General features: G+C 72.2%; 24 protein-coding genes and 1 pseudogene. 14 read left to right on the top strand and 11 right to left on the bottom strand.

The annotated features are described in order from the left end of the window. Positions 1-53: 53 nt before the first annotated feature. Positions 54-734 carry a TetR/AcrR family transcriptional regulator gene (locus tag HCN51_RS16305; RefSeq protein WP_168010461.1) on the bottom strand — a complete coding sequence of 227 codons (681 nt, stop codon included), beginning with the start codon at positions 732-734 and terminating at the stop codon, positions 54-56. 53 nt (positions 735-787) lie between these two features. Here HCN51_RS16305 and HCN51_RS16310 point away from each other — a divergent pair, with 53 nt between their 5' ends. Continuing rightward, on the top strand, positions 788-1939 hold the full coding sequence (locus HCN51_RS16310; protein WP_168010462.1) for an FAD-dependent oxidoreductase: 1152 nt from the start codon (positions 788-790) through the stop codon (positions 1937-1939). A 95-nt stretch (positions 1940-2034) separates the two neighbouring features. Here HCN51_RS16310 and HCN51_RS16315 read toward each other — a convergent pair whose 3' ends face one another. Then, on the bottom strand, positions 2035-3213 hold the full coding sequence (locus HCN51_RS16315) for a cytochrome P450 (protein ID WP_168010463.1): 1179 nt from the start codon (positions 3211-3213) through the stop codon (positions 2035-2037). 74 nt (positions 3214-3287) lie between these two features. On the opposite strand from HCN51_RS16315, the gene HCN51_RS16320 reads away from it, so the two are divergent. From HCN51_RS16320 to HCN51_RS16340, 5 genes are read left to right on the top strand one after another with little or no spacing between them, the layout of a single operon-like run. Further along, on the top strand, positions 3288-3887 hold the full coding sequence (locus HCN51_RS16320; protein ID WP_168010464.1) for a TetR/AcrR family transcriptional regulator: 600 nt from the start codon (positions 3288-3290) through the stop codon (positions 3885-3887). A gap of 3 nt (positions 3888-3890) precedes the next feature. Then, positions 3891-4562, top strand: coding sequence for a 2-phosphosulfolactate phosphatase (locus tag HCN51_RS16325; RefSeq protein WP_168010465.1), 672 nt, complete (start codon positions 3891-3893; stop codon positions 4560-4562). 49 nt (positions 4563-4611) lie between these two features. Next, positions 4612-5400 carry a helix-turn-helix transcriptional regulator gene (locus HCN51_RS16330; protein WP_168010466.1) on the top strand — a complete coding sequence of 263 codons (789 nt, stop codon included), beginning with the start codon at positions 4612-4614 and terminating at the stop codon, positions 5398-5400. Beyond that, on the top strand, positions 5397-6185 hold the full coding sequence (locus HCN51_RS16335) for an NAD(P)H-binding protein (protein WP_168010467.1): 789 nt from the start codon (positions 5397-5399) through the stop codon (positions 6183-6185). Before HCN51_RS16330 ends, HCN51_RS16335 begins: the two co-directional genes overlap by 4 nt. A gap of 12 nt (positions 6186-6197) precedes the next feature. Then, on the top strand, positions 6198-6674 hold the full coding sequence (locus tag HCN51_RS16340; protein WP_168010468.1) for a hemerythrin domain-containing protein: 477 nt from the start codon (positions 6198-6200) through the stop codon (positions 6672-6674). Between the two features lie 13 nt (positions 6675-6687). Here the strand turns inward: HCN51_RS16340 and HCN51_RS16345 are convergent, their stop codons facing one another. Next, a complete protein-coding gene (locus tag HCN51_RS16345) occupies positions 6688-7278 on the bottom strand; it encodes a hypothetical protein (protein ID WP_168010469.1) in 591 nt (196 codons plus the stop codon). 131 nt (positions 7279-7409) lie between these two features. Between HCN51_RS16345 and HCN51_RS16350 the strand changes: the two genes are divergently transcribed. Further along, positions 7410-8339 carry an alpha/beta hydrolase gene (locus HCN51_RS16350; protein WP_168010470.1) on the top strand — a complete coding sequence of 310 codons (930 nt, stop codon included), beginning with the start codon at positions 7410-7412 and terminating at the stop codon, positions 8337-8339. 307 nt (positions 8340-8646) lie between these two features. On the opposite strand, the gene HCN51_RS61355 is transcribed toward HCN51_RS16350, so the two are convergent. Then, entirely contained in the window at positions 8647-8772 is a 126-nt protein-coding gene (locus tag HCN51_RS61355; RefSeq protein ID WP_277349999.1) for a hypothetical protein, read from the bottom strand. 24 nt (positions 8773-8796) lie between these two features. Between HCN51_RS61355 and HCN51_RS16355 the strand changes: the two genes are divergently transcribed. Continuing rightward, positions 8797-9609, top strand: a complete 813-nt coding sequence (locus tag HCN51_RS16355; RefSeq protein WP_168010471.1) for a class I SAM-dependent methyltransferase — start codon at positions 8797-8799, stop codon at positions 9607-9609. A 786-nt stretch (positions 9610-10395) separates the two neighbouring features. Here HCN51_RS16355 and HCN51_RS16360 read toward each other — a convergent pair. Further along, the gene (locus tag HCN51_RS16360) at positions 10396-11595 is read right to left on the bottom strand and encodes a coiled-coil domain-containing protein (protein WP_168010472.1); all 1200 of its coding nucleotides are present in this window, start codon (positions 11593-11595) and stop codon (positions 10396-10398) included. A gap of 441 nt (positions 11596-12036) precedes the next feature. Here HCN51_RS16360 and HCN51_RS16365 point away from each other — a divergent pair, with 441 nt between their 5' ends. Together HCN51_RS16365 and HCN51_RS16370 are read left to right on the top strand one after the other, a co-directional pair. Continuing rightward, a complete protein-coding gene (locus HCN51_RS16365; protein ID WP_168010473.1) occupies positions 12037-12387 on the top strand; it encodes an alpha/beta hydrolase fold domain-containing protein in 351 nt (116 codons plus the stop codon). Between the two features lie 100 nt (positions 12388-12487). Next, on the top strand, positions 12488-14101 hold the full coding sequence (locus HCN51_RS16370) for an FAD-binding protein (protein WP_168010474.1): 1614 nt from the start codon (positions 12488-12490) through the stop codon (positions 14099-14101). Here the strand turns inward: HCN51_RS16370 and HCN51_RS16375 are convergent, their stop codons facing one another. The 3 genes from HCN51_RS16375 to HCN51_RS16385 all read right to left on the bottom strand — a co-directional run bounded on the left by HCN51_RS16375 (position 14102) and on the right by HCN51_RS16385 (position 17777). Continuing rightward, positions 14102-14770, bottom strand: coding sequence for a response regulator transcription factor (locus tag HCN51_RS16375; RefSeq protein ID WP_080038647.1), 669 nt, complete (start codon positions 14768-14770; stop codon positions 14102-14104). Further along, positions 14710-16668: a sensor domain-containing protein gene (locus HCN51_RS16380; protein WP_168010475.1), complete on the bottom strand. Its 1959-nt coding sequence runs from the start codon at positions 16666-16668 to the stop codon at positions 14710-14712. The genes HCN51_RS16375 and HCN51_RS16380 overlap by 61 nt, the downstream gene beginning before the upstream one ends. A 365-nt stretch (positions 16669-17033) precedes the next feature. Further along, on the bottom strand, positions 17034-17777 hold the full coding sequence (locus HCN51_RS16385) for a TetR family transcriptional regulator (protein WP_168010476.1): 744 nt from the start codon (positions 17775-17777) through the stop codon (positions 17034-17036). Positions 17778-17891: 114 nt separating this feature from the next. Between HCN51_RS16385 and HCN51_RS16390 the strand changes: the two genes are divergently transcribed. Continuing rightward, on the top strand, positions 17892-18773 hold the full coding sequence (locus HCN51_RS16390) for an NmrA/HSCARG family protein (protein ID WP_168010477.1): 882 nt from the start codon (positions 17892-17894) through the stop codon (positions 18771-18773). Positions 18774-18829: 56 nt separating this feature from the next. On the opposite strand, the gene HCN51_RS16395 is transcribed toward HCN51_RS16390, so the two are convergent. After that, positions 18830-19405, bottom strand: coding sequence for a TetR/AcrR family transcriptional regulator (locus HCN51_RS16395; RefSeq protein WP_168010478.1), 576 nt, complete (start codon positions 19403-19405; stop codon positions 18830-18832). A 68-nt stretch (positions 19406-19473) separates the two neighbouring features. On the opposite strand from HCN51_RS16395, the gene HCN51_RS16400 reads away from it, so the two are divergent. Next, on the top strand, positions 19474-20643 hold the full coding sequence (locus HCN51_RS16400) for an FAD-dependent monooxygenase (RefSeq protein ID WP_168010479.1): 1170 nt from the start codon (positions 19474-19476) through the stop codon (positions 20641-20643). A gap of 306 nt (positions 20644-20949) precedes the next feature. On the opposite strand, the gene HCN51_RS16405 is transcribed toward HCN51_RS16400, so the two are convergent. Next, complete coding sequence (locus HCN51_RS16405; RefSeq protein WP_168010480.1) at positions 20950-21564, bottom strand: TetR/AcrR family transcriptional regulator; 615 nt, start codon at positions 21562-21564, stop codon at positions 20950-20952. Further along, positions 21564-22415: an oxidoreductase gene (locus HCN51_RS16410; protein ID WP_168010481.1), complete on the bottom strand. Its 852-nt coding sequence runs from the start codon at positions 22413-22415 to the stop codon at positions 21564-21566. The genes HCN51_RS16405 and HCN51_RS16410 overlap by 1 nt, the downstream gene beginning before the upstream one ends. Positions 22416-22789: 374 nt before the next feature. On the opposite strand from HCN51_RS16410, the pseudogene HCN51_RS62975 reads away from it, so the two are divergent. Next, positions 22790-22933, top strand: a pseudogene (locus HCN51_RS62975) (IS701 family transposase); the annotation flags it as partial. A 362-nt stretch (positions 22934-23295) separates the two neighbouring features. After that, on the top strand, positions 23296-23787 hold the full coding sequence (locus tag HCN51_RS16415; RefSeq protein ID WP_168010482.1) for a hypothetical protein: 492 nt from the start codon (positions 23296-23298) through the stop codon (positions 23785-23787). Positions 23788-23894: the final 107 nt, after the last annotated feature.

Genomic DNA, 23894 nt, shown 5'->3' on the forward strand with positions numbered 1-23894 from the left:
GGCCGGAGATCACTGTACAAGCGGCGTGTCGGGCCCCTCCAGCCAATTAACGGTCAGGTGAGCTTGGCGGCCACGGCGTCGAGGACCCATTCCAGGCCGGTGGCGAAGGTGGTCTCCGCGTCGAGTTCCGTGCCGTCGCGCACGAGCTTGGCCAGCGCCGGGAAGCGTCCGGTGGCCAGCATGCGCGAAACGTGCGGCCCGTGCGCGCGCTGCCAGTCGCGCTCGGACAGGCCGGTGGCCCGCTCGGCGCGCAGGCTCGCGATCTCGCGCCTGATCGCGCCGGTGAGGTAGGCGCTGACGGTCTCGACGGCGCGCATGACGGTGTCGAGGTCGGCGACGCCGTCGAGGGCGGACAGCATGGCCTCGGTCACGGCGAGGGCGTTGGGGCCCAGGGTGGGCCGGCCGCCGAGCAGGTCGGCCAGCCACTGGTGGCGCAGGCTGGCCTGCCGGGTGCGGTGGGCGTGGCCGCGCAGCGCCTCCCGCCAGTCGCGGGCGGGCTCCTCGGGCAGGATCTCGCCGTAGACCTCGTCGAGCATGAGGTCGAACAGCTCTTCCTTGGTGGCGATGTACCCGTACAGGCGCATCGGGCCGGCGTCGAGCCGGGCGGCGACCTTGCGCAGCGATACCGCCTCCAGGCCGCCCTCGTCGGCCAGCGCGACGGCGGCGGCCACGATGCGCTCCCGGTCGAGCGGTACGGGGCGAGCGGGCGGTTCGGGCCGGTCCCACACAGTCATGCTTACATCGTACTGTTGCGATACACCGTAATCCGCCAATACAGTGTATCGACATGAGACAACGTATTGCCGTAGTCGGAGCCGGTCCCGCCGGTCTCACGTTCGCCCGCGTCCTGCACCGCCACGGCCACCCCGTCACCGTCCTCGAACGCGACCCGGCCCCCGACGCCCGCCCTCTGGGCGGCACGCTGGACCTGCACGTGAGGATGGGCCAGCGCGCGCTGGACAAGGCGGGGCTGCTGACCGAGTTCGAGGCGCTGGCCCGTCCCGAGGGGGAGGCGATGCGCATCCTGGACGTGCACGGGTCCGTCCTGCGCGACTGGCAGCCCCGTCCGGGCGACCCGGGCCACCCCGAGATCGACCGCGGTCAGCTCCGCGACCTGCTGCTCGGCCCCCTGGAGGTCCAGTGGGGGCGGGGCGTCACAGAGGTGGTGCCGGGCGGCGCGGGCGGCGCGCTGGTCCGGTTCGCGGACGGGCGGCAGGAGGCGTTCGACCTGGTGGTCGGTGCGGACGGCGCCTGGTCCCGGGTCCGCCCGGCCCTGTCGCCCGCGACGCCGTACTACACCGGCGTCACCTACGTCGAGACGTCCCTGGACGACATCGACCACCGCCACCCCGACCTCGCCCGCCTGGTGGGCGACGGCTCCATGGCCGCGTACGGGGCCAACCGCGCCCTGGTCGCCCAGCGCAACAGCGGCGGCCACGTCAAGGTGTACGCCCAGTTCCGCGCGCCCCTGGACTGGCACGAGAACCCGCCCCCGCCCCTGGGCCCGGCCACCGCCGTGGACCTGGACGACGCGGAGGCGGTGCGCTCGGCCATGCTGGCGCTGTTCGACGGCTGGGCCGAACCCCTCCTCGACCTCCTCCGCCACGGCACCGCCTTCTTCCACCGCCCCCTGCACGTCCTGCCCGCGCCCCACACCTGGCCGCACGTGCCGGGGGTGACGCTCCTGGGCGACGCCGCCCATCTGATGCCGCCGCTGGGGGTGGGCGCGAACCTCGCGATGCTGGAGGGCGCCGAGCTCGCCGAGGCCGTGGCCGCCGCCGCCCCGGGCGCGCTGGACGAGGCCGTGCGCGCCTTCGAGGAGCAGATGCAGGCCCGGGCCGGCAAGTGGGCGGAGATGACGATGGCCGGTCTGGACCGCCTCGTCAGCCCCGACCCCGCCGACGCCCTCGCCCTCTTCGACGAGCTGCAGCCCTCCTGACGCGCATGCCCCAGCCCGCGTTGCTGTCCAGCGCGTGGCCGGAGAGCGTTACTCCGACGCCATCCGCTGCTCAGCGTGCGTGCCTGCCACGGCGGTCACCAGCGAACGGGAAGCGCGGTCAGGCCGCCGGTCAGCACGTTCGCGTTGAAGGTCAGCTCGCCGATCGCGCAGCCCAGCTCCAGGCCCGGGAAGCGGGCGGCGAGCTGGGAGAAGACCACCTGGAGCTCGATGCGGGCCAGGGGCGCGCCGATGCAGTAGCGGGCGCCGTGGCCGAAGCTCAGGTGCGGGACGGCGGCGCGGACGACGTCGAAGCGGTCGGGGTCGTCGAAGACGGCGGCGTCGTGGTTGGCCGCGCCGACGTCCAGCAGCACCAGGTCGCCGGCGCGCACCCGTACGCCCGCGATCTCCAGATCCTCCCGGGCGTAGCGCGGGATGCCGCCCCCGCCGGAGCCCGGCGCGCGCAGGATCTCCTCCACCGCCGCCTCGACCAGCGACGGATCCTTCACCAGCGCCTGCCACTGCTCGGGGTGGGCCAGCAGCCACAGCGCGCCCTCGTCGATGGCGGCGACCGTGGTCTCGTGCCCGGCGAACAGCAGGAACATGCCCATCGCGGCCGCCTCGTCGTCGCCGACCCCGTCGGTGGCGGCCAGCCGGGAGATCACGTCCGTGCCGCCTTCGGCCCTTTTGCGCGCCACGAGCTGCTGGCCGTACCGAAAGAGCTCGGTCAGGCCCTGCTCGGAGCGGGCCCGGTCGGTGATGTCGCCGGCGGCCTGGGTCCAGGCCCGGAACCGGGCGCGGTCCTCGTACGGCACGCCGAGCAGCTCGCAGATGACCGCGATGGGCAGCGGCAGCGCGAGGGCGGCGTGCAGGTCGGCGGGCGGCCCGGCGGCGGCCAGGTCGTCCAGCAGGCCGGCGGTGAGCGTCTCGACGCGGGCGCGCAGCGCGCGCATCCGCTTCGGCGAGAAGTGCGGCTGCAGCAGGGAACGCATGCGCCGGTGGTCGGCCTGCTCGGTGTCGAAGTCGCCCATCGGGCCGCCGAACATCGCCGACTCCCCCGTCCTGGACGCTTTGTCCGGCTCGCGGTGGGCGCGGCCGAGCCGGTCGTCGTCGAGCAGGGCGCGCACCTCCTCATATCCGGTCACCTGCCAGCCGGGATGGCCGACGGCGGTGCGGATGGCGTGGATCGGGCCGCGGGCCTGGAGCTCGCGCAGCAGCGGCGCGGGCCGCATCGGGTCGGGCTGCTCGTACGGCAGCTGGACGGGGGCGTGCGACATTGGCCCTCCAAGATGTATACTCTGATGTATAAAAAACTACATGTATACTTTGCCTTCTACAAGTGGAGGGCTGAATGAGCAACCCCGAGGCCGCCGCGCCCCCGCCGGTGCGGCGGCTGCGCCGCGCGGAGCGGCGCGAGCAGATCCTCGACGCGGCCACCCGCGCCTTCGCCCGCGCCGGTTACACCGCCACCGGCCTCGACGACATCGCCGCCGAGGCCGAGCTGACCCGCGCCATGCTGTACCGGCACTTCGACTCCAAGGCCGACCTGTACCGGGCGGTGCTCGACCGCGCCTGCGCCCGCCTGACCGAGGCCACCGGCGCCGACGACTTCGGCGACGACGCCATCCCCGCCCTGCTGCGCGCCGCCGCCGCCGACCCCGACGGGTTCCGGCTGCTGTTCCGCTACGCCGCCCGCGAGCCCGACTTCCGCGACCTGATCGACTCCATCACCGCCGCCTCCCGCGAGGTCGGCCGCCGCAACCTGGCCCGCGTCATCCCGGAAGGGCCTTGGCTCGACTGGGCCGCCGACCTGATCCCCGGCTTCACCCTCGACGCCGTCATCGCCTGGCTGGACGCCGGCCGGCCCGACCCCGAGCACGCCGCCGACCGCATCAGCCAGGCCGTGCACGGCATCATGGCCGCCGCCCACCCTCCCACGGCCGGGCGGTGACCGATGGACGCTCGTTTCCTCGGCATCGCCGACCTGACCGAAGTGCCGTCCGTGGCGGTCGTGGTCGACGTCATGCGCGCCTTCACCGTGGCCGCCTGGGCCTTCGCCCGAGGGGCGGAGAGGATCGTCCTCGCCGAGTCGCTGGACGCGGCCCTCGCCCTCAAGGCCCGCCACCCGGACTGGGTGGCGCTCAAGGACGGGCCGCCCGCCCCCGGCTTCGACGCCGTCAACTCCCCTGGCCTGCTGCGCTCTCTCGACCTCGGCGGACGGACCGTCGTGCAGAAGACCACCGCGGGAACGGTGGGCGCCCTCGCCGTCAAGGAGTCACCGCTGGTGCTGTGCGCCTCCTTCGTGGTGGCGGAGGCCACGGCGCGGGTCCTGCGGGCGCGCGGGAGCGACAGCGTCACGTACGTGGTCACCGGCGAAGGCGGTCGGGCCGACGAAGACCTGGCCTGCGCCCAGTACATCGCCCGCAGGACCACCGACGCCGGGACGGACGCCGCCGCGTTCGTCCGCCGCGCCGCCGGGTCGCGGGCCGCGTTCGAGCTGGCGGAGGGGATACGTCAGGGGGTCCATCCCGATGACGTCGCGCTCTGCCTGGAGGTCGACCGGTTCCCCTTCGCCATGGTGGCGGCCCCGGAAGGCTCGCTCATGGTCCTGCGCCCGCTCCGCTGAGCCTCTTTCGTGATTGACCGGCCTTCACTACTCGTGTTTGAGTAGTCGGGTGAGTGACGCGCGGCTGTTCGTGCTCGGCGCCCTGCTGGCCGGCCCCATGCACGGCCACCAGATTCGCAGGCAGGCCCAGCTCGACCGCACCGAGCTGTGGACCGACATCAAGGTCGGCTCCCTGTACGGGGCGCTGCACCGGCTGGTCGCCGAGGGCGCGATCGAGGTCGTCCGCACCGAGCAGGGGGCGGGCCCGGCGCGGACGGTGTACGCGCTCACCCCGGCCGGGCACGAGGAGTTCATCGCGCTGCGCGACCGAACCTTGCGCGAGGTCCGGCTGCGGCCCGACCCGGTGGACCTCGCGCTGCACTACGCCGACGACCTCACCGAACAGGACCTGCGGGCGCTGATCGGCGCCCGCCGTGACGCGCTGGTCGCCCGGCTGACGGCCTGGCTGCACCAGCGCGAGCAGGCCGAGCCGTACCTGCGCGGGCTGGAGCCGATGACCTTCGACCACACGACGGCACGGCTGCGGGCGGAGATCGCCTGGCACGAGAGCCTGCTGGAGCGGCTCCCGGGCCTGCTCGCCGCGAACGGTCGTGCCCGGCCACCGGCGACGGAAGGCGTTCACGGCGGAGCACCGAGGACGGAAGCCGCTCACGACCGCGGCCAAGCACCGAGGACGGAAGCCGCTCACGACCGCGGCCAAGCACCGAGGACGGAAGCCGCTCACGACCGCAGCCAAGCACTCACGACGGAAACCTTTCACGACCGCGACCAAGCGCCCACGACAGAAGCCCCGAACGACCCCGATCCCGCACCGACAGCGGAAGGACGGCAAGGATGATCCTGGTGACCGGAGCGACCGGCTTAGTGGGCCGGCGCCTCATCTCCCTGTTACGCGCGGACGGCGCCCAGGTGCGCGCGCTCAGCCGCCGTCCCGACACCGCGAACCTCCCGCCCGGCGTGCAGGTGATCGCCGGCGAGCCCACCTCGGCGGCGGCATTGGACGGCGTGGAGGCGGTGTACCTGTTCTCCGCCGCCCGGACGGCCGACGGCTTCGCCGCAGCCGCCGCACGTTCCGGAGTCAAGCGCGTCGTGGTGGTCTCCGGCCTCGACGACGACCCCGAACGCGTGGAGCGGCCACTCACCGACGTCGGCCTGGAATGGACCCACCTGCGCCCCAACGCCTACGCCGCCAACGCGCTGCGCCACTGGGGCGACATGATCCGATATCAGGGCACGGTCCGCGCCCCGTACCCGGACGCGGCGACCGCCCCCATCCACGAGGCCGACCTCGCCGCCGTCGCCGCGCTCGCGCTCAAGGGCGGACACGCGGGCCGGCGCCACGCCCTCACCGGGCCGCAGTCGCTGACCTTCCGCGAGCAGGTCGCCATCCTCGCCCGCACGCTGGGCCGCGAGATCACCTTCATCGAGGAGACCGCCGGCCAGGCCCGCGAGCGCCTGGCCCGCCACGGCGTGCCCGCCCCCGTCATCGACGAGCTGCTGACCCTGTGGGCCGCCACCGACGGCGTGCCCGCCACCGTGTCGCCCACGGTCGAGCAGCTCACCGGCCTGCCCGCCCGCAGCTTCGCGCAGTGGGCCGCCGAGCACGCCGACGACTTCCGCTGAGCGCCGTTCATCATGCTGCGCCACCGCATCTTCGCCTGGCACCGGGAGCTGCAGGACGTCCACCACCGCCTGGAAAAGGCGCTGGAGGACGCCCGCGGCGCCATCCGCTCCGGCCGACGCGCCCACAGCCTCAAACCGGAGCTTCGGGAGCTCCGCGACTTCTGCTACACCTTCTGCTCCGCCCTGGGCAGCCACCACCGCAGCGAGGACAGCGACTTCTTCCCCGCCTTGCTCCAGCAGCTGCCCGAGCTGGAGCCCACGATCGCCCGCCTGAGCCGCGAACACGAACTCCTCGCCCGCCTCCTGACCGACTTCCAGCTGAGCCTCGACGACCCGCGGACCTCGCCGCACCAGCTCTTCCTGCAGATCAACGACATCAAGGCCGCGATGAAGGCTCATTTCGGCTTCGAGGAAGGCTCCCTGAACCAAGCACTTCGCACGCTCGACGCACCGGAAAGCGACAGGAACCGCATGTTCGGCGACATCTGACCGGCGGCGCTCCTCACCGCTTCCGGACGGCGACCGGTTCGGCGGAGAGCCTGACCTCGACGCTGATGCGCGGATTGCCCAGATCCGGGAGCTGCAGCCCGCGCGTGAACTCCCCGGCATCGTCCGGCATCACCTTCGGCTGAACTGTCACCTTGACCTGGCCGGTCTCCTCATCCGGGTGCGCCATCATGGTGGCCACCTCAGGACGGGACCGGAGCCAGGAGACGACCGTGTCCTGGGCCTGCCGGAGCTCCGCGGCCGAGAATCCCTTGCGGCCGACCAGCTCGGCGTAGGGAATGCCGTCGATCACCACGTCCGGGTCGGTCGCCGCGGGGTCGTACCCCTCGAAGTCCGTCGGCCTGGGCGAGGAGGTGGCGGCCATCCGGGCCGCGTACCGCTTGACGACCTCCTCCAGGGGCCGGCCCGACGCCGCCGCCTCCCGCTCGAGCCGCTCCAGGGTGGGCCGACGCGCCTGGGGCTGATCGGCCCGCCGCAACACGATCGTCTCGGTCCCGGCCGCTGTGGGCACCGGGCCGGCACCGGACGGGCCGCAGGCGCACAACGACGCGAGCACCGCGATGACGGCCAGACGCGATCTCTTCACATCCATGGGACGTGCCGCCGGCGTGGAGGGTTCATCCAGCCACCCCGTCCAGCAGGGGCGAAGCTCACATTGACATTGCTAGCTATTTCAGTCATGTTTGAAATAACTAGCTACTAAGCGCGGAGCAAGACATGGAACACGTGACCTTCAACAGCCTCGGCACCCGCTGCGCCGGCGACCTTTACCTCCCCGAGACGAGCGACCCGGCCCCCGGGCTGGTGCTCGGGCACAGCGGGGTGATGGTCAAAGAGGCGCTGGCCTTCTTCGCGCCGTACTTCGTCGAAGCCGGCTTCGCGGTGCTGGCCATCGACTACCGCACGGTCGGCTCCAGCGAAGGCGAGCCGCGCGGCCTCGACCACCCGGAGCGGCAGGTGGAGGACTTCCGCAGCGCCGTGTCCTACCTGCAGTCCCGCCCCGAAGTGCAGCCGGAACGGATCGGGGTGTGGGGGGTGAGCATCGGCGGCTCGGTGGCGGCCCAGGCCGCCGTGCTCGACCGGCGCATCAAGTGCGTCGTCGTGCAGAGCCCCAGCGTGTGGAACGGATGGCGGTACCTGGAACGTCTCCTGGGCCGCGCCGGCGTCCATGAGCTGCGCGACCGGCTGCAGGAGGACTGGCAGCGGCGCTACGAAGGCGGGCAGAGCGCCCGCGTGCCGCACCTGACGCTGGAGGGCGACACCGTGAAGGACACTCCCGACATGTCGACCCGCCTGTTTCCGACGTACCGCAACGAGAAGACCCTCGACTCGGCCGAGCACCTGCTCACCTTCGCGCCGGAGAACCTCATCCACCGGCTCGCGCCGACGCCGCTGCTGATGATCGCCAACGGCGGCTGGGACCCGTACCACATGCTCGAGGAGGCGCAGAGCGCCTTCGCCAGGGCGGGCGAGCCCAAGCGGCTCGCGGTGCTGCCGTACGACGTGCTCGGCCTCTACACCGGCCCCGGCCTGGAGGAGGCGATGGCGCTCGCGATCGACTGGTTCGACCTCTACCTGCGCAGGACCCGGCTCGCGGACATCACCCCCGCACCCACCTACGAGTCGGTGGCCGCCATGACCGAGTGAACCGGCACCCGATCAACACCGGAGCACGCGACCATGAGCACGGAGGAAGAGCAGGACCGGCTGCCCTGCTGCGTGGAACGGGTGGGTGCTGCCGCTCATCATCGGACGGCTGCCGCCCATCACCGGACGCACCCTTCGGCCGGCTCATGACCTGCGATCCGGCCGAGCAGCCGCCGGCCAGATCGCGGACGTGATCCGGGCCGTGCTTCCTCACGGCCATCGGCCTGGTCGGCCGGGGGCGCGTCTCCTGGCCACCGCATGGAAGACGACGCCTGGCAGAAGGTCATCCAGCACAAGCTCGGAAGCGTCAGCCGCGTTCGGCGAGATCGCCGACGAAGGGCTCGACATCGCGAGCGGCGAAAGACACCGCACCGAACGCATCAAAGCCGCCCACCACTGTCTGACGTGGCTGCGGAACCTCGCGGCCCGTCATCCGCTACGCCGTTAAGGAACCCTCATGCACCGCTGGCAACCCAAGCTCGGGCTGATCCAGGAAACACTGCTGCTCACTCTCCACGCCAGAGCCCTGGACGCCCGGCAACCCCGCCCGATCCTCGGCGACACGCTCTCCGCCGACCTGGACAGCAGCATCGATTACGACTTCGGCAAGCTTAAGGTCAAGCCCAGCCTCGTCCTGACCACGGCACTGCGCGCCAAGAAGCTCGACGACGTCGTCCGCGCCTACGTCGCCGCTCACCCCGGCTGCGTGGTGCTCGACCTCGGCTGCGGCCTGGACACCAGGGTGTTCCGCTGTGCTCCCCCGCCCGGCGTCGACTGGTACGACATCGACTTCCCCGAAGTGGTGGACCTGCGATCGGAATGCCTGCCCGGCCGCTCCCATCTGGTCGGAGCCGACCTCACCCGTTCCGACTGGCTCACCGCCATCCCCGGTGACCGGCCGGCGATGATCGTCGCCGAGGGGCTGCTCCCCTTCATGCCCGGCGACTCCTTCCAGACGATGACCCGCGCGCTGGCCGCCCACTTCCCTTCGGGCGAGCTCGCGCTCAACGGCTACACCCGCTTCGCCGCCTGGGCCATGAAGTACCACCCGACCATCAAGGCGCTCGGCATCAAAGCCGCCCAGGGCTTCGACGACCCCCACGAACCGGAGTCCTGGGGCGCCGGCCTCGAACTGATCGAGGAGCAGATCCTCACCCGCGCCCCGGAAACCGCCCGCTTCCCGCAACCCCTGCGCGCGCTGACCCGTCTCACCGCCCGCAGCACGGCCCTGTCCCGGCAAGGGGCACGCATCCTCCGCTACCACTTCTGAGCCCGCGCGGGCGACGGTGGCGCCAAGCGTCGGGAAGGTACGCGAGCACGCCCACAATGAGATCGCACGTCATGTCTCGGCGCCCGTTTCCGTTCACCCACCCTCCGACGGCCACCCCGCCCGTCTCCGCACCCTCCACCGCCACACTGCTCGTCGGCCACCTCGCCAACCGGCCGACCGCGCACACCGCCACCAATCCCCGCCTCGACGTGCCTCTTCCCCGGCAGGTGGGCCGGAGAGCCGTTGCAGCCCGAGTGACTCGCCCAACAGATCCGCCACCACGCCATCGAACGCGACCACACCCTCTGGCTCAACTCCCCCGCCCGCCGAACCGCCCTCCGCCGGCACATCAGAGACAGCCCTGCCCCGCCATCGCCGACGCCCTCGGCTGTCCCCGTCACCACGGCCAAACCCACCACCGAGACCCAGAACCACCGACGACCGCTACGCCCCAGACGACCCCACAGCCACCGCCACCCAGGCCGCCCCGCCGAATGGGCGACGGTCGAAGATGCGAGCCCACCAGCCCCGAGGCTGGGGGGGCTATGGCAGCTCACCGTGCAGCCCCTGACGCCACCCCACGCCGCCGACCGCGCCTTCGCCACACCGCACTACGCCGAACGCGTCCTGCAACCTCCCACAAGATGGAAGGCATCTTCGCCGCGCCCCACATGCTCGAAGGCGCCTCTGCCGCGCCCACCCCCGAAGGCATCTTCGTCACGCCGCACTACCCCGAACGCATCTCGCAACCTCCCACGCCGCCGAAGGCACCTCCGCCGCGCCGCACTACGCCGAACGCATCTCCGCCGCCACCGCCCGCTCCCGCAACTGCGCCGCCTCCGCCCGCGCGGACTCCAGCTCCGCCCGTAGATCCTCCAGCCGGATCCGCTCCAGCCGCAGCTCCCCCTGCAACCGATCACGTTCCTTGACAGCCGCATCGGCCCGCGACTTCTCCCGCGAGACCGCCTTGCGCTCGCGCGCCACAGCCGCGGCCCCCTCCTCCTCGAGCGCCGCCACCTTCCCGACCAGCCGCTCCACCTCCTCAGCCGCCCGCGCCGCCTCCTTGAGCGCCACCGCACGGTCCCGCTCGGCCGCGGCGGCCGCCCGCTCGGCCTTGACCGCCCGCTCCACGGCCCGATCGCGCTCCTGCGCCGCCGCCTCCTCGCGCGCCTTGGCCCCGATCGCTTCCCGCTCGGCCTGCTCACGGGCCAGAACGGCCGCCGCCGTCTCTTCCCGGGCGCGCTCCGTCTCCTCCCGAGCCGAAGCCGCGTCCTCCTGCGCCTGTACGACCTCCGCCCGCGCCTCCTCCACCTGCCGGCCGGCCAGCTCGACCCGCTCGGCCAGCTCCTGAACGGCCTGATCCCTGGCCTGCTCGACCAGCTCGACCCGCCGGGCCGCCTCCTCGGCCCGCCGATCGGCCAGCTCGGCCCGCCGCTTGGCCTCCTCCGCCGCCTGCAACGCCTGCCGTTCGGTGCTCGCCGCCTCCCGCAACGCGGCCAGCGCCTGCTCACGCGCCCGCTCGGCATCCCCCAGCGCGGTCTCGCGCTCCTGCTCGGCCTCTTCGAGTCGCACCCGCATCTCGGCCGTCTGCCTGCGCGCGTGCTCGGTGGCCTCACGCGCGATCCGCACCTGCTCGAACGCCTGCTCCCGCTCCGTACGCGCGATCGCCACCCGCGTGTGCGCCTCGGCCTGCACAGCACTCAGCTTCGCCTCGACCCCGGCCGGGCTGAGCTCTTCCGCCAGCGCCCGCGCCAGCGGCTCGATGGCCGCCGCCAGCCCGCTCTCCATCCGGTCGTACAACTGCTCGGCCCTGGCCAGCGCCCCTTCCAGCCCGGGGGTGGCCCGCCGCAGCTCCCTCTCCCGCTTGGCCGCCGCCTGGCAGTCCTTCTCAGGACAGTACGCCTTGGGCCGCCCTCTCCCACGCCGCTGCTCAATCGGCGCCCCGCAATGCTGACAAGGCGTCACCACGCCACTCTCCACTGTCACGCCGCCAGTGTAGCATTTTCGATTTTCTAGAAAATAGAAATCAGAAAATCACTTCCGTTGCGTCACCCGAACCTCGCCTCAACTTGCGAGAAGGCAGAATTCCCGCAAGTAACCGGACACCGACGCAGATCGCCCCCGAGAACGCCGCCGTGGCATGACCCCCGGGCCAGGCTCCCGCTGGTGACGCGCAGCCTGGTTGACAGCGGAAACGCAGAGCCATGGCAGCGGACGACGTCCGCGCCGATAAGGCCTACTCCTCACGTGCGATCCGGCAGCACCCACGCGCACGAGCTATCCGCACCATCCCCAAGCCCTACGCGCACGACGGATCCACACCATCTCCGAGACTGCCGACCGGATCACCGCCCGACAGCGGCGGAGCACCCGCGGCGGCCGGTCTCCAAGCCTTCGACCCCGTCGACCACCGCGCTCGCTCAGCCGTTGCCCCGGCGGTTCCGGCGCCCAGCGCCACCCGTCAGGGAGCGGCTCGGGGGCATCGCCCGTTACCTCGACGGGCACCCGCCCGACGATCCCCTGCTCGATCCGCTCCACGCCGGCCTGCGCGGGCTGCCGCCCATACTCGTCCAGGCGGCGGGCGACGAGGGTCTGCCCGACGCGGCACGGCTGACCGGGCACGCGCGAGCCCAGGGCGTCGACGTGCGGCTGGAGATCTACCCGGTGGCGGCGCAGAGTTTCCAGCTGTACTGGTCGTTCCTGCCGGAGGCCGCCGACGCCATGACGCGGATCGACGACTTCGTCCACGTCGTGACCGCTCGCGCGGATGGGAGTTAAGTCCCAGGCCGGACGGGTGCCAGGGCGGTTCTCCGTCCATGATCACGCTCCTAGCGTTGCCATCGCACGGATTTCAGCTGCGAGCAGGAGGTGGTCGATCGTGAGCCAGGTGACCCGCCGCGGGTTCATGGGCGGGGCGGCGGCAGCGGGCGGGACGGCGGTGCTGGGCCTCGGCACGCCGTCAAACGCAAAACCGTCAGTAGCCAAGGAATTGGGGCCGGTCCGGATAGGTCCGGGTGATCCGCGTTACGCCGATCTCGTCGTGCGCCGGACGAACCTGCGGTTCACCCCCAGGCCGGAGTACTTCCACGTCGTCGGCTCGGCCGAGCAGGTGGAGCGGGCCGTGGAGGAGGCGGTCAAGGCCGGCAAGCGGGTCACCGTGCGCAGCGGCGGCCACTGCTACGAGAACTTCGTCGGCGACGGCGCGCAGGTCGTGATCGACCTGTGCGAGATGTCGGAGGTGTACTTCGACGACAAGCGAGGCGCGTTCGCGATCGAGGCGGGCGCGACGCTGATGCAGGTGTACCGGACGCTCTACCTGGGCTGGGGCGTGACGATTCCCGGAGGCCAGTGCGGCAGCGTGGCGGCCGGCGGCCACATCATGGGCGGCGGCTACGGCCAGCATTCGCGCCGGCTGGGCTCGGTGGTCGACTACCTGCACGCCGTCGAGGTCGTGGTGGTGGACCGCTCGGGACGGGCCCGGACGGTGGTCGCCACGAGGGACCCGTCCGATCCCGACCACGACCTGTGGTGGGCGCACACGGGCGGCGGAGGCGGCAACTTCGGCGTCGTGACGCGCTATTGGATGCGCGACCCGAAGGCCAAGGGCAAGGACCCCCGCACGCTGCTGCCCAAGCCGCCACCGGCGCTGCTGGTCTGCGCCCCGGCCTGGTCGTGGGGCGACATGACCAGGGAGTCCTTCACGGCCCTGCTGCGCAACCACGGCGAGTGGCACGAGCGCAACAGCGCCCCCGGCACGCCGTACGCGGGCCTCTGGAGCGCGCTGATCGTGCAGAGCCGCACCCCGGGGGCGGACCCCGGCGGCATGATCCTGCCGACCATGATGGACGCCTCCGTCCCGGACGCCGGCCGCCTGCTCACCGAGTACTTCGCGGCGCTGACCCGGGGAGTCACGGCGAAGGCGGTCATCCCCGAGGCGCAACGCCTGCCCTGGTACCACGCGATCAGCACGGAAGCGCTCAGCAGCGGCCAGGAGTCGGGCAGGTTCAAGGCCAAGTCCGCCCAGCTGCGCCGGCGGTTCACCGACCGGCAGATCGGGCTCGCCTACGACCGCCTCAGCGTGCCCGGCCCGGCCGGTTCGAACGGGGTGCTGCTGCTGGCGTCGTACGGCGGGCAGGTCAACACCGTGGCCCCCGGCGCCACCGCAGTGGCCGAGCGCGACTCGATACTCAAGGCCCTCTTCCTGGGCGGATGGACGGAAGGGGACGGCGCCGAGAGCATCGCCTGGGTACGCCGCCTCTACCGGGAGATGTACGCCGACACGGGCGGCGTACCGGTCCCGAACGGCGCCAACGGCGGCGCCTACATCAACTATCCCGACATCGATCTGGCCGACCCGGCGTGGAACACCTCCGGCGTGCCCTGGTCCACGCTCTACTACGGCGGCAACTACCCGCGGTTGCAGCGGGTGAAGGCCCGCTGGGACCCGCGCGGCGTGTTCCGGCACGCCCTGTCGGTCAGGCCGGACCGCTGATCAGGGCCCTGCGGGGTCCGGCCGTGCGTGGTTGAGGAAGGCCAGCACGGCCAGGACCCGGCGGTTGCTGTCGCCGCTGTCCTCCAGGCCGAGCTTGGCGAAGATGGCGGCGATGTGCTTGCTGACCGTGCCCTCGCTGATGTACAGCTGACCCGCGATGGCGGCGTTCGAGCGGCCCTGCGCCATGAGCTGGAGCACCTCGCGCTCGCGCGGGCTCAGCGACGCGGCCGGGTGCAGGGGGGAGGTGCCGCCGAGCAGCTTGGAGATCACCTCCGGGTCCATGGCGGTGCCGCCGGAGGCGACCCGGCGCAGCGCGTCGACGAAGTGGCTCGTGTCGAACACCCGGTCCTTGAGCAGGTAACCGAGCCCTCCGGCGCCGTCGGCCAGCAGCTCGCGGGCGTAGATCTGCTCGACGTACTGCGACAGGACCAGCACGGGGAAGCCGGGGCGGCGGGTGCGGGCCTCGATGGCGGCCCGCACCCCCTCGTCGGTGTAGCCGGGCGGCAGGCGTACGTCCACGATCGCGGCGTCCGGGCGGTGCCTGGCCAGGGCGTCGAGCAGCTCCGCGCCGGTGTCCACCGCGGCCACGATCTCGATGCCGTGGGCTCTCAGGAGGTGGGTGAGTCCTTCCCGGAGGAGGTAGACGTCCTCGGCGAGGACAACGCGCATGGAATCTCCAAGGTGACTACGGTCGGTCCGCCCGGCGGGCTGGACAGGGTCAGAACTCCGTCGAATCCGTCGAGGCGGCGCCGGATGCCGTGCAGGCCGCCCCCGTGCCGGGCCGCGGCGCCGCCCCGCCCGTCGTCGGCCACGGTGACCGTCAGCAGGCCGTACGCGTGGCGCAGCTCCACCACGACTTTGGACGCGGCGGCGTGCTTGGCGGCGTTGGTCAGCAGCTCGGACACGGCGAAGTAGACCGCGGCCTCGATCGGGGCGGCCACCCGGCCCGGCAGCCGCACCCGGACCTCGGCCTCCAGCGGGGCGTCCATCGCCAGGGTGCGCACGGCGTCGGCGAGCCCGCGGTCGGCGAGCACCGGCGGATGGATGCCGCGGACGAGCTCCCGCAGCTCGCCGAGTGCGGCCACCGACATGTCCTTGGCGCCGGCGATCATCGCCTTGGCCGCCTCCGGGTCCTGGTCAATGAGCCCTTCCGCGGCGCCCAGCGTCATCCCGACGGCCACCCAGCGGGCCTGCGCGCCGTCGTGCAGGTCGCGTTCGATCCGGCGCAGCTCGGCGGCCTGGGCGTCGCGGATCTGGGCGCGGCTGCTGGTCAGCGTGTCGACCCGGCTCGCCAGCAGCGCCGCCCTGGCCGGGCCGAGCAGCGAGCGGCTCAGCAGGGCGTGCCGGCGCAGCGCCGCCGGTGCGAGCGCCATGCCGACGGCGGCGGCGGCCAGGCCGGCCACCGGAGCGGGGACGCCCGACAACGCCGGCACGGCGGCGTGCAGCACGTCGCCGGGCGACCACGTCACGCCGGTGAGCAGGCCCAGCGCCGAGGTCCACACCCACAGCCAGCACAACCAGCCCAGCCCGCCGACGATCAGCGCGGCCGGCACGGCGAAGAGCACGGCGGCGACGGGCACCTCCAGGAACAACCACGCCAGATCCCGCCACGAAGCCTGATCGCGGATCATCCACCCGAACCGCCGCGCCCGCACGGCGGCTCCCCGCGTCCGGTAGACCGTGCCGACCGGCCCCCACCCCAGCCGGTACGACCCGTCAGGATCGGGGTCGGGCAGCGGCGGCTCGGGCAGGTACGGCTCGGCGATCCGCACGCCCGTCCACTCGCCGATCCGGGCCCGCCGCCAGGACACGAACCGGCGCGAGCCCAGCACCGTCTCGGGCCACAGCCGCACCGGCATCAGCCCGATCGTCACCGTCTGAGCCACGGCGAACACCGTCGCCACCATGGCCAGCACGACGCTCGCGCACACCCGCGCCCCGGCGGCGGCCCGCGCCCCGACGGCCCGCGCGACGCGGCCGGGCGCTTGGCGTGGCGGTGGCGCGAGCAGCACCCGGGTCCAGCGGGCGTGCAGGCGCAGCAGCCGAGGCCCGAGCGCCACGCCGAGCAGCACCGCCGCCGCCCCGGCCGGGCGGTGAAGCCACAAGGCCGCGAGCCCGCCGCCGGCCAGCGCCGGAGCGAGCCCCGCCAGCACGCCGCCGACCAGCGGGTTGAGCGTCATCCACGCCAGGTCGCGCGCGGTCGCAGGATCGCGGGCGACCCACCGCAGCCGCGCCAGGTAGGCGGGCAGGAACGCCGAGCGGAACAAGGTGTCGCCGTCGCGGTACCAGCCGTCGGGATCCCGCACGGGCGGCGGCGGGGCCGGGCGGTACGGCGCGGCGATCTCCACGCCGCCCCACCGGGCGGCCAGCCGCCGCGCCAGTGCCGGCAGACGGCGGCCCTGCTCGACGAAGAACGCCGGGGACGGCAGCCCCGCGTGCGCGCCCACGAAGGTCATGACCAGGAGCGGCGGCCCCAGCAGTGCCAGCCCGGCCAGCGCCAGGCAGCGCAGGGGCGCGCCCGCGTACCCGGCGAATGTGCCGTCCCGCCCCATCCTGCCTCGCCCCACCCTGCCCCTCCACGAGCCGCGTCCGACCCCTTGATTCTGCGTCGCCGACACTGCGTCGCCGACACTGCGTCGCCGACACTGCGTCGCCGACACTGCGTCGCCGAATCTGGCGGTCCGCACGATGAAAGCACGCCTGAGGGGGTGGCGGCATGGGTGCCAGCACCCATATGCCACCTCCGGTGGCGCCCAGGTCGCCTGCGTGGTGCGGGCACGCAGCTTCCGCGAGCGCGATGCGCTGCTGCTGGGCCAGCTGCCCGGTTTCGCCCGGCAGCTCGGCGGCCGGCCGTCGTACCAGCCGCCGCAGCACAATCGTCCGACGTGGCTGAGGTGGGACGATCGGGGGCCGGGGCGTCACGGCCTGAAGATCACGCGGGGAGGGGCGTGCCGTCCCGTCCGGGGTCGTCGGCATCCGGGATGCCGAACTCGGCGCGATCGGTGTCGATCAGGTCGCTGATCAGCGTCACGGTGGCGGCGGCCAGGCCCCGCAGCGCCGCATCGGGGATGGTCCGCTTCTTCACGAAGGCGGACTGGATCGTCCGGGCGAGCAGGTCGGCCCGCTGTTGCGGGCCGCCCGCGGGGGCGGTTCCTTCGGCTCGCAGGAAGCCCTCGAAGGTCGCCTGGTAGGCGTAGCCGATCTCATCGAGGTGCATGTCGTCGCGGAGCACGCCGTGCTCGGCGAGCAGCTGCAGGTAGGCGCGCGCCATGGCGCCGTGCCGGTCGTCGCGGTCGGGGGTGGTGGCCAGTTTGCCGAGCAGGTGGGGGTCGGCCAGGAGCAGCCCGTGCAGCAGGGGGCGGTTCGTGATGGCCAGGAAGTAGACGCGCGCGAAGTTGTGCAGCAGGCAGGCCGGCGGATCCTTCCGCAACGCCTGCCGCAGCTCGTCCATCGCGTGGAGCACCTCGCGCGCGAAGACCGCGCTGAACAGTTGCTCGCGGGTCTTCCAGTGCAGATAGACGGTGCCCTTGCCGATGCCCGCTCCGTCGGCGACATCGTCCATGGTCACCCGCCGGTAGCCGTGGCGTACCAGCAGGTCCGCCGCCACATCGAGGATCCGCGCGGCCCGTTCGGCGCGCTGCTGGGGGTCACGAAGTCGTTCGACGTTGGCGCTCACCCCGGAACGATATGACGAATTGCGAGATTCCGTCAACAACAACTTGTAGTTGACGAATTTTCAAATTTCGTCATATGGTCGCCACATCGAAGCAGCGACAAACAGGAGTGCTCCATGAACACCAAGACCGTGCTCGTCACCGGCGCCACCGGGAACCAGGGCGGCGCCACCGCCCGCCACCTGCTCGCCGACGGCTGGCATGTGCGCGCCCTCGTCCGCGACGACACCACGCCGGCGGCCGTCGCACTCGCGGGCGCCGGTGCCGAGCTCGTCCGCGGCGACCTGGACGACCGCGCCTCCATCGAGGCGGCAGCACGCGGCGCGTACGGCATCTACAGCGTCCAGTCCGCCAACCCCAACGAGATCGCTCAGGGCAGGAACGTCGCCGACGCCGCCAAGGCCGCGGGCGTGCGGCACCTGGTGTACTCCTCGGTCGGCGGCGTCGAGAGCCAGAACAGGTTCTACGTGGAGCACGGCTGGGGCGCCATCGACAAGTGGCAGATCGAGGAGCACATCCGCGACCTCGGCGTGCCCGCGACGATCCTGCGCCCGGCGGGGTTCATGGAGGACTTCACCAGTGCGGCCCGGTTCTTCCAGAACGGCTCGCTCAACGTCCCGTGGCGCGACGATTTGGTGATGCAGCTCATCGCCATCGAGGACACGGGGGCGTTCGCCGCGCTGGCCTTCGCCGAGCCGGACGTCTACCTGGGCAGGGCCCTGGAGATCACCGGCGACAGGCTGACGGCGCCGCAGATCGCCGAGGCGCTGAGCGCGGCGGCCGGCCGCGGGGTCCCGCACACCCGGGTTCCGCTCGAAGTCCTCTGGGAGCACGCCCCCGAGGTGGCGAAGGTCTTCACCTGGGCCGACGAGACCTACTACGACACCGACCTCGCACCCCTGCGCGAAGCGCACGCGGGCCTCATGGACTTCGCCACCTGGCTGAACCGATCGGGCAAAGCACGCCTGCTGGCACAGATGGAGCCCCTGCCGGCGTGACCGAGCACCGGGTTGCCTCCCCCGGCGGAGACAGAACCGATCTCGAGGGTGGTGTGTCAGGCCGGGGGGCGCGGGCTGAGGCCGTCCAGCAGGACGGTGAGGTAGGCGTCGAGGAGGCCGGGTGAGGAGGTCTCGGCGCGCGCGACGGCCAGGGCGGTCTGCCCGATCAGTGTCGTGATGACGGCGAGGTCGAGGTCGGTGCGGACGGCGCCGTCGCGGCGGGCGCCTTCGATCATGTCCTCCACGGCGGCGACCAGGCCGGCGCGCAGGCTGGTGGTGGCGGGCAGGTCCAGGCCGCCCAGGTGGTCGTTGATGGCGTGGTGCGCGGCCTGGAAGGCGATCAGTTCGCGCAGGAAGGTGCGCAGGGCCTCATGCGGCGCGACTTCGGCGAGCAGGTCGCGGGCGCGTTGCACGAGCGGTTCGAGCAGGCGGGAGACGGCGGCGTCCAGGAGGGCGTCCTTGCCGCCGAAGGCGCGCACGACGGTCGCGGCGCCCAGGCCCGCGCGGGCGGCGATCGCCTCGACGGTGAGGGACGCGCCCGGTTCGGCCAGCAGCGCGGTGGCCGCGTCGAGGGAGAGCCGGCGGTTGCGCACGGCATCGGCACGAGGACGGCGTCCAGCGGGCGTTGACAAGTGGAATGCTCCTTTCACATAATGAACTGGAATGCTCATTTCACTTAAGTCTAGCGGGGAGAACCGCCATGAACGAGCGCATCCTGATCTCCGGAGCCAGCATCGCCGGGCTGACCCTGGCCCACTGGCTGGCACGCCACGGTTTCCGGCCCACGGTGGTCGAGCGCGCCCCCGAGCTCCGCTTGGGCGGCAACGGCGTCGACGTGCGAGGCGACGCGGTCACGGTGGTCGAGCGGATGGGCCTCATGCCCCGGGTCCGCGAGCTGGCCACCGACGTGCGCGGCATGCAGTTCGTCGACGCCGCCGGCCGGGCCGTCGCCCGCATCCACACCCAGGACCCGGCCGCCCCCGAGATCATGCGCGGCGACCTGGTCGCCCTGCTGCGCGAGGTGACCGACGTGGACCTCATGCTCGGCGACTCCATCCGCGCCCTGGAACAGGACGACGACGGCGTGCACGTCACCTTCGAGCACTCCCCCGCCCGCCGCTTCGACCTGGTCGTCGGGGCCGACGGCATGCACTCCAACGTCCGGCGGATCGCCTTCGGGCCGGAGGAGAGGTTCATCGCGTTCAAGGACCACTACTTCGCCTTCGCCGACGCCGACGCCGCACTCGGGGACGACCGCTGGGTGACGATGTTCAACACCCCGGGCAAGATGGCCGGCATCTACCGGTCCGGGAACCACGCCCAGGCCAAGGCCTACTTCATGTTCCGCTCCGCTCCCCTGGACTACGATCACCGGGACATCGCCGAGCACAAGCGCCTGGTCAGCGAGGCGTTCGCCGGCGAGGCGGCCTGGCGGACCCGGCAGCTTCTCGACTCGGCCCTGGCCGACCCCGGCTTCTACTTCGACGCCCTGGGACAGGTACGGATGACCTCCTGGTCCGACGGACGCGTCGTGCTGCTCGGCGACGCCGCCTGGTGCGCCTCACCCGCCTCGGGCGCGGGCGCCGAACTCGCCCTGGTCGGGGCCTACCGCCTGGCGGGGGAGCTGGCCGCCGCGAACGGTGACCACCGGGTGGCCTTCCCCCGCTACGAGGCGGCGCACCGGCCCCTGGTGAACGACAAGCAGCAGATCGGCCCCAACGTCCGCCTCATGGTGCCCAAGACCGAAGGCGGCCGCTGCGTCCGCGACGTCGTGGCCCGCCTGCCGCTGATGAAGGCCATGGGCGCGGTGGAACGCCGCATCCAGGCCAGGAACGCCCGCCCCCTGCCCGACTTCACCAGGGCCGCCTGAAACGACCCGAAGGCAGCGGCGGGAGGCGCCGAAGCCGCATCGTCGGGGACGAAGCCCGGCCAGGGCAATCGCAGGCGCGCGGCCTCCGCGTCGGTGAATACTCGGTGCCAACGCGCCTGACCGCCCAGGTCAGATCTGTGCTCGGCATCGGCAGCCGTTCCGCCGCACGCGCGGGCGCTCTGCGAGAGCCGTACGTGCGCCGCGGCGGCGATGCCACCACCACATGCCCGCCGCGGCAGCGATCAGCGGGCCGCCTGCGGCCCGCTCCAGGCGGGCGCGGCTGCGGCGACGTCCATGCCGAAGGCGTCAGGCGGTCAGGCCTGCGCTGATCAGCCAGATGTGTTCGCAGGTCGCCGATACCTGGTGCAGCTTCTCGAGGGACTCTTGCGAGGCGTGGTAGAAGGTCCGCTCGATCATCCAGCACAGGGCGGCCGCCATCGCTGAGGCTTGTTCTGGTTCGTTGCCCGCCTGAACGCCGGCTCGCTCCAGGACGGCGGTGATGGCCGTGATGAACAACTCAGCTGTCCGGCTCCAGAGCTCACCGATCTCCGGCACCGTCAACGACAGGTCGATCGCCGTGCGAAAGACCGGACCGTGCTCGTTCCACAGCTCGACCGTGCGCCGCATGGCCGCCGCGATGGCCTGGCGCGGCTCCTCGGCCTGCGCGGTGGCCCTGGACCGCTCCCACAGGTGCTCGACGGTCCGGGCCACGAGTGCCGCGACCACTTCCTGCTTGGAGCCGAAGTAGAAGTACAGGGCGCCGCGCGTGATGCCGGCGCCCTCGGCGATGTCGCCGACGGTCATGGCGTCGTAGCCCTTGTGCGCCAGCAGGGCTTCGCAGGTGTCCAGAATGGCCCGCTCCCGGACATCGCCCTTGCGTTCGGTGGCGCGCCGGCTCCGCGCGGAGTGGTGGCCCGGCATCAGAGCTGCGCACCCTCGGCGAAGTCGGTCGTGCGGGAAAGTGCCTCCCATGCGCGGATGTCCTCATCCACGGCCGCGCGGGCGGCGGTGACCAGTCGCAGCGCGTCCGAGCCCAGGACGAGATGGGCCGGCGGCCGGCCGACCGACGCGATATGCACGACGGCCTCCCCGGCCTTGACCGGATTGCCCAACTGGTTCCCGCTGGCCTTCTGCCGCGCTGCGCGGAGGGGATTGAACAGCTCGTCGTAGTCGTCGATGGCCCGCGCGGCGCGTGTCATGGACCGGCCGGCCCAGTCGGTACGGAAGGAGCCGGGCTCGATCGCCGTGACGTGGATCCCGAACTGCGCGACCTCCTTGCCCAATGCCTCGAGGATCCCTTCCAGGGCGAACTTGCTGCCGCAGTAGGCGGACATGCCGGGCACCGCCATCAGCCCGCCCATGGAGGTGACGGCCATCAGGTGCCCGCGGCGGCGCCGGCGCATGTGAGGCAGTGCCGCCTGCAGGGTGGCCACCGTCCCGAACACGTTGACCTCGAACTGCCGCCGCACCTCGGCCAGCGGGGTTTCCTCGAAGATGCCCTCCAGGCCGTAGCCGGCGTTGGCGACGACGACGTCCAGAGGGCCGACGCTCCGCTCCACCTCCGCGACCACGCCCGAGACGGCGTCGTCGTCCGTCACGTCCAGGATGCGGCCGTGAGCGTACCCCCCGGGCTGGAGCCCCTCGAAGGCCCGCAGGTCCTCCTCGGAGCGGACCGTGCCGACGACGGTGTGCCCGGCGGCCAGGGCAGCTTGGGCGAACGCGCGTCCCAGGCCCGAGCTGACGCCGGTGATGAGCCAGTTCTGCTTCTGCATGGTTCTCCAGAGAAGACTCGCCAGGAGCTGGACCGCTCCTTCACCACAAATTCTACACGACGTCGATTTTTCTCATCGTCGCGTAGATTATGGGGGTGCTGCATGGCGTCGTCGGGAAGCCTCCTGCCTCAGCCGCGGCCAGCCCGGCCGGGGCCGGCATGGTGCAGCATTCGACACGCCCACGCGGACCCGCGCACCCGACCGATCACCTGGACTCTCCACCAAGCGCAGGTCCAGATGCTTGCCACCCGACACCGAGCCGCGGAACCCCCACGGGGCGGGGGCTGGGTGATCGCCCTCGTCAGCGACATGACTGTCCCCTTGGACAAGAACCAAGCCGTGGCGATCGCCGGGCGGCGACGGCGCCGCCGCATCCCTCAGGCGAGCCCGCACCCACCGGCTACTGGCTGTCCACCCTGCCGGCGGCATCCGGCCGCGGACCTGGCCCCCCGGCCAAGATCCGCCGGCGCATCGAGCACGACTACCGCGAGCTCAAGACCGGCCTGGGGCTGACCCACACCCATTCTCCAGAAGTTGGCCGCCACCTGGAACGGACGCTGCCCCACCTGCTGGCCGCCCCCGCGATTGTCGTGTGGCTTGATCTTTGTCAAGATCGGCGTATGTCCGCCGTACCGGCAGGCACGCATGGAGCAACCGGCGTGGGTCAAGTGGCACCTCCCCCAGGAGTCCCTGTGAGCTGCACGCGGTCCTGTCGGTCTCTCCCCTGGGCTGCAGGCGCCGTTCTGGTGGACGGATGCGGGTCCGCGCCCATCACCGGCCACGCCGCCGGCGCGCCGTTCGAGGTGGCGGTGTCCCGGACGGTGCGCGTCGTTGCGAGGGCCGCTCGCCCGCCCTGTCATGAGCAGGCGGGGCCGGCAGCGTGAGTGACGACACGATCGTACGGTGGGAGAACGGTGAGCCTCCCGGCTGCCTGAGCATGCCCTGCGGATGCCTGCCGTTCGGCATCATGCTCATCACGGCGCTGCACTCCTTCTTCTCGGTGCCGCTGTACCCGCACGGCCAGATCATCTTCGCGTCGATGGTCGCTCTCGGCATCGTGCTCGGCCTGCTGATCGACCGTTACACGGTCACAGGCATGGACTTCACCCGGCACGAGATGCGCTTGGTGAGCAAAACCGCCGTCCGGACGGTGGAGGCGGCGAACCTGTGGTCGGTGACGGTGACGCATTCCGGCCACACCGATGCGGGCTACACCCGGACGTCGCTGGAGGTGGTCTGGCGCGACGGGCGTGAGACCGTCCTCGGTGCCCACGACCCGGACCTGGCGGCCTCGCTCCGCCGGCTGCTCCCGCCACGCGTCAACGTCCAGGACATATGGAACAAGCTGGAAAACCCTCCACCCGATGCGTGAACGACGACCAGGCACCGCACCGTCGCCCCGCGTCCCGATGACGAAGCGTTCGCGGCAGAGCTGCGTGGCGGGCAGATGCCCGGCCACCCCACCGGGACAGCGGCCCG

Origin of the sequence: Nonomuraea composti (genome assembly GCF_012034275.1) — a bacterium.
GTDB lineage: Bacteria > Actinomycetota > Actinomycetes > Streptosporangiales > Streptosporangiaceae > Nonomuraea > Nonomuraea composti.

What these genes read in the sequence shown, in the direction of transcription:
- HCN51_RS16325 (WP_168010465.1), top strand. Translation starts at nt 3,891, where the DNA reads ATGGACGCTCGTTTCCTCGGCATCGCCGACCTGACCGAAGTGCCGTCC.
- HCN51_RS61355 (WP_277349999.1), bottom strand. Translation starts at nt 8,772, where the DNA reads ATGACGGGCCGCGAGGTTCCGCAGCCACGTCAGACAGTGGTGGGCGGC.
- HCN51_RS16350 (WP_168010470.1), top strand. Translation starts at nt 7,410, where the DNA reads ATGGAACACGTGACCTTCAACAGCCTCGGCACCCGCTGCGCCGGCGAC.
- HCN51_RS16410 (WP_168010481.1), bottom strand. Translation starts at nt 22,415, where the DNA reads ATGCAGAAGCAGAACTGGCTCATCACCGGCGTCAGCTCGGGCCTGGGA.
- HCN51_RS16305 (WP_168010461.1), bottom strand. Translation starts at nt 734, where the DNA reads ATGACTGTGTGGGACCGGCCCGAACCGCCCGCTCGCCCCGTACCGCTC.
- HCN51_RS16340 (WP_168010468.1), top strand. Translation starts at nt 6,198, where the DNA reads ATGCTGCGCCACCGCATCTTCGCCTGGCACCGGGAGCTGCAGGACGTC.
- HCN51_RS16315 (WP_168010463.1), bottom strand. Translation starts at nt 3,213, where the DNA reads ATGTCGCACGCCCCCGTCCAGCTGCCGTACGAGCAGCCCGACCCGATG.
- HCN51_RS16375 (WP_080038647.1), bottom strand. Translation starts at nt 14,770, where the DNA reads ATGCGCGTTGTCCTCGCCGAGGACGTCTACCTCCTCCGGGAAGGACTC.
- HCN51_RS16355 (WP_168010471.1), top strand. Translation starts at nt 8,797, where the DNA reads ATGCACCGCTGGCAACCCAAGCTCGGGCTGATCCAGGAAACACTGCTG.
- HCN51_RS16405 (WP_168010480.1), bottom strand. Translation starts at nt 21,564, where the DNA reads ATGCCGGGCCACCACTCCGCGCGGAGCCGGCGCGCCACCGAACGCAAG.
- HCN51_RS16320 (WP_168010464.1), top strand. Translation starts at nt 3,288, where the DNA reads ATGAGCAACCCCGAGGCCGCCGCGCCCCCGCCGGTGCGGCGGCTGCGC.
- HCN51_RS16390 (WP_168010477.1), top strand. Translation starts at nt 17,892, where the DNA reads ATGAACACCAAGACCGTGCTCGTCACCGGCGCCACCGGGAACCAGGGC.
- HCN51_RS16335 (WP_168010467.1), top strand. Translation starts at nt 5,397, where the DNA reads ATGATCCTGGTGACCGGAGCGACCGGCTTAGTGGGCCGGCGCCTCATC.
- HCN51_RS16400 (WP_168010479.1), top strand. Translation starts at nt 19,474, where the DNA reads ATGAACGAGCGCATCCTGATCTCCGGAGCCAGCATCGCCGGGCTGACC.
- HCN51_RS16310 (WP_168010462.1), top strand. Translation starts at nt 788, where the DNA reads ATGAGACAACGTATTGCCGTAGTCGGAGCCGGTCCCGCCGGTCTCACG.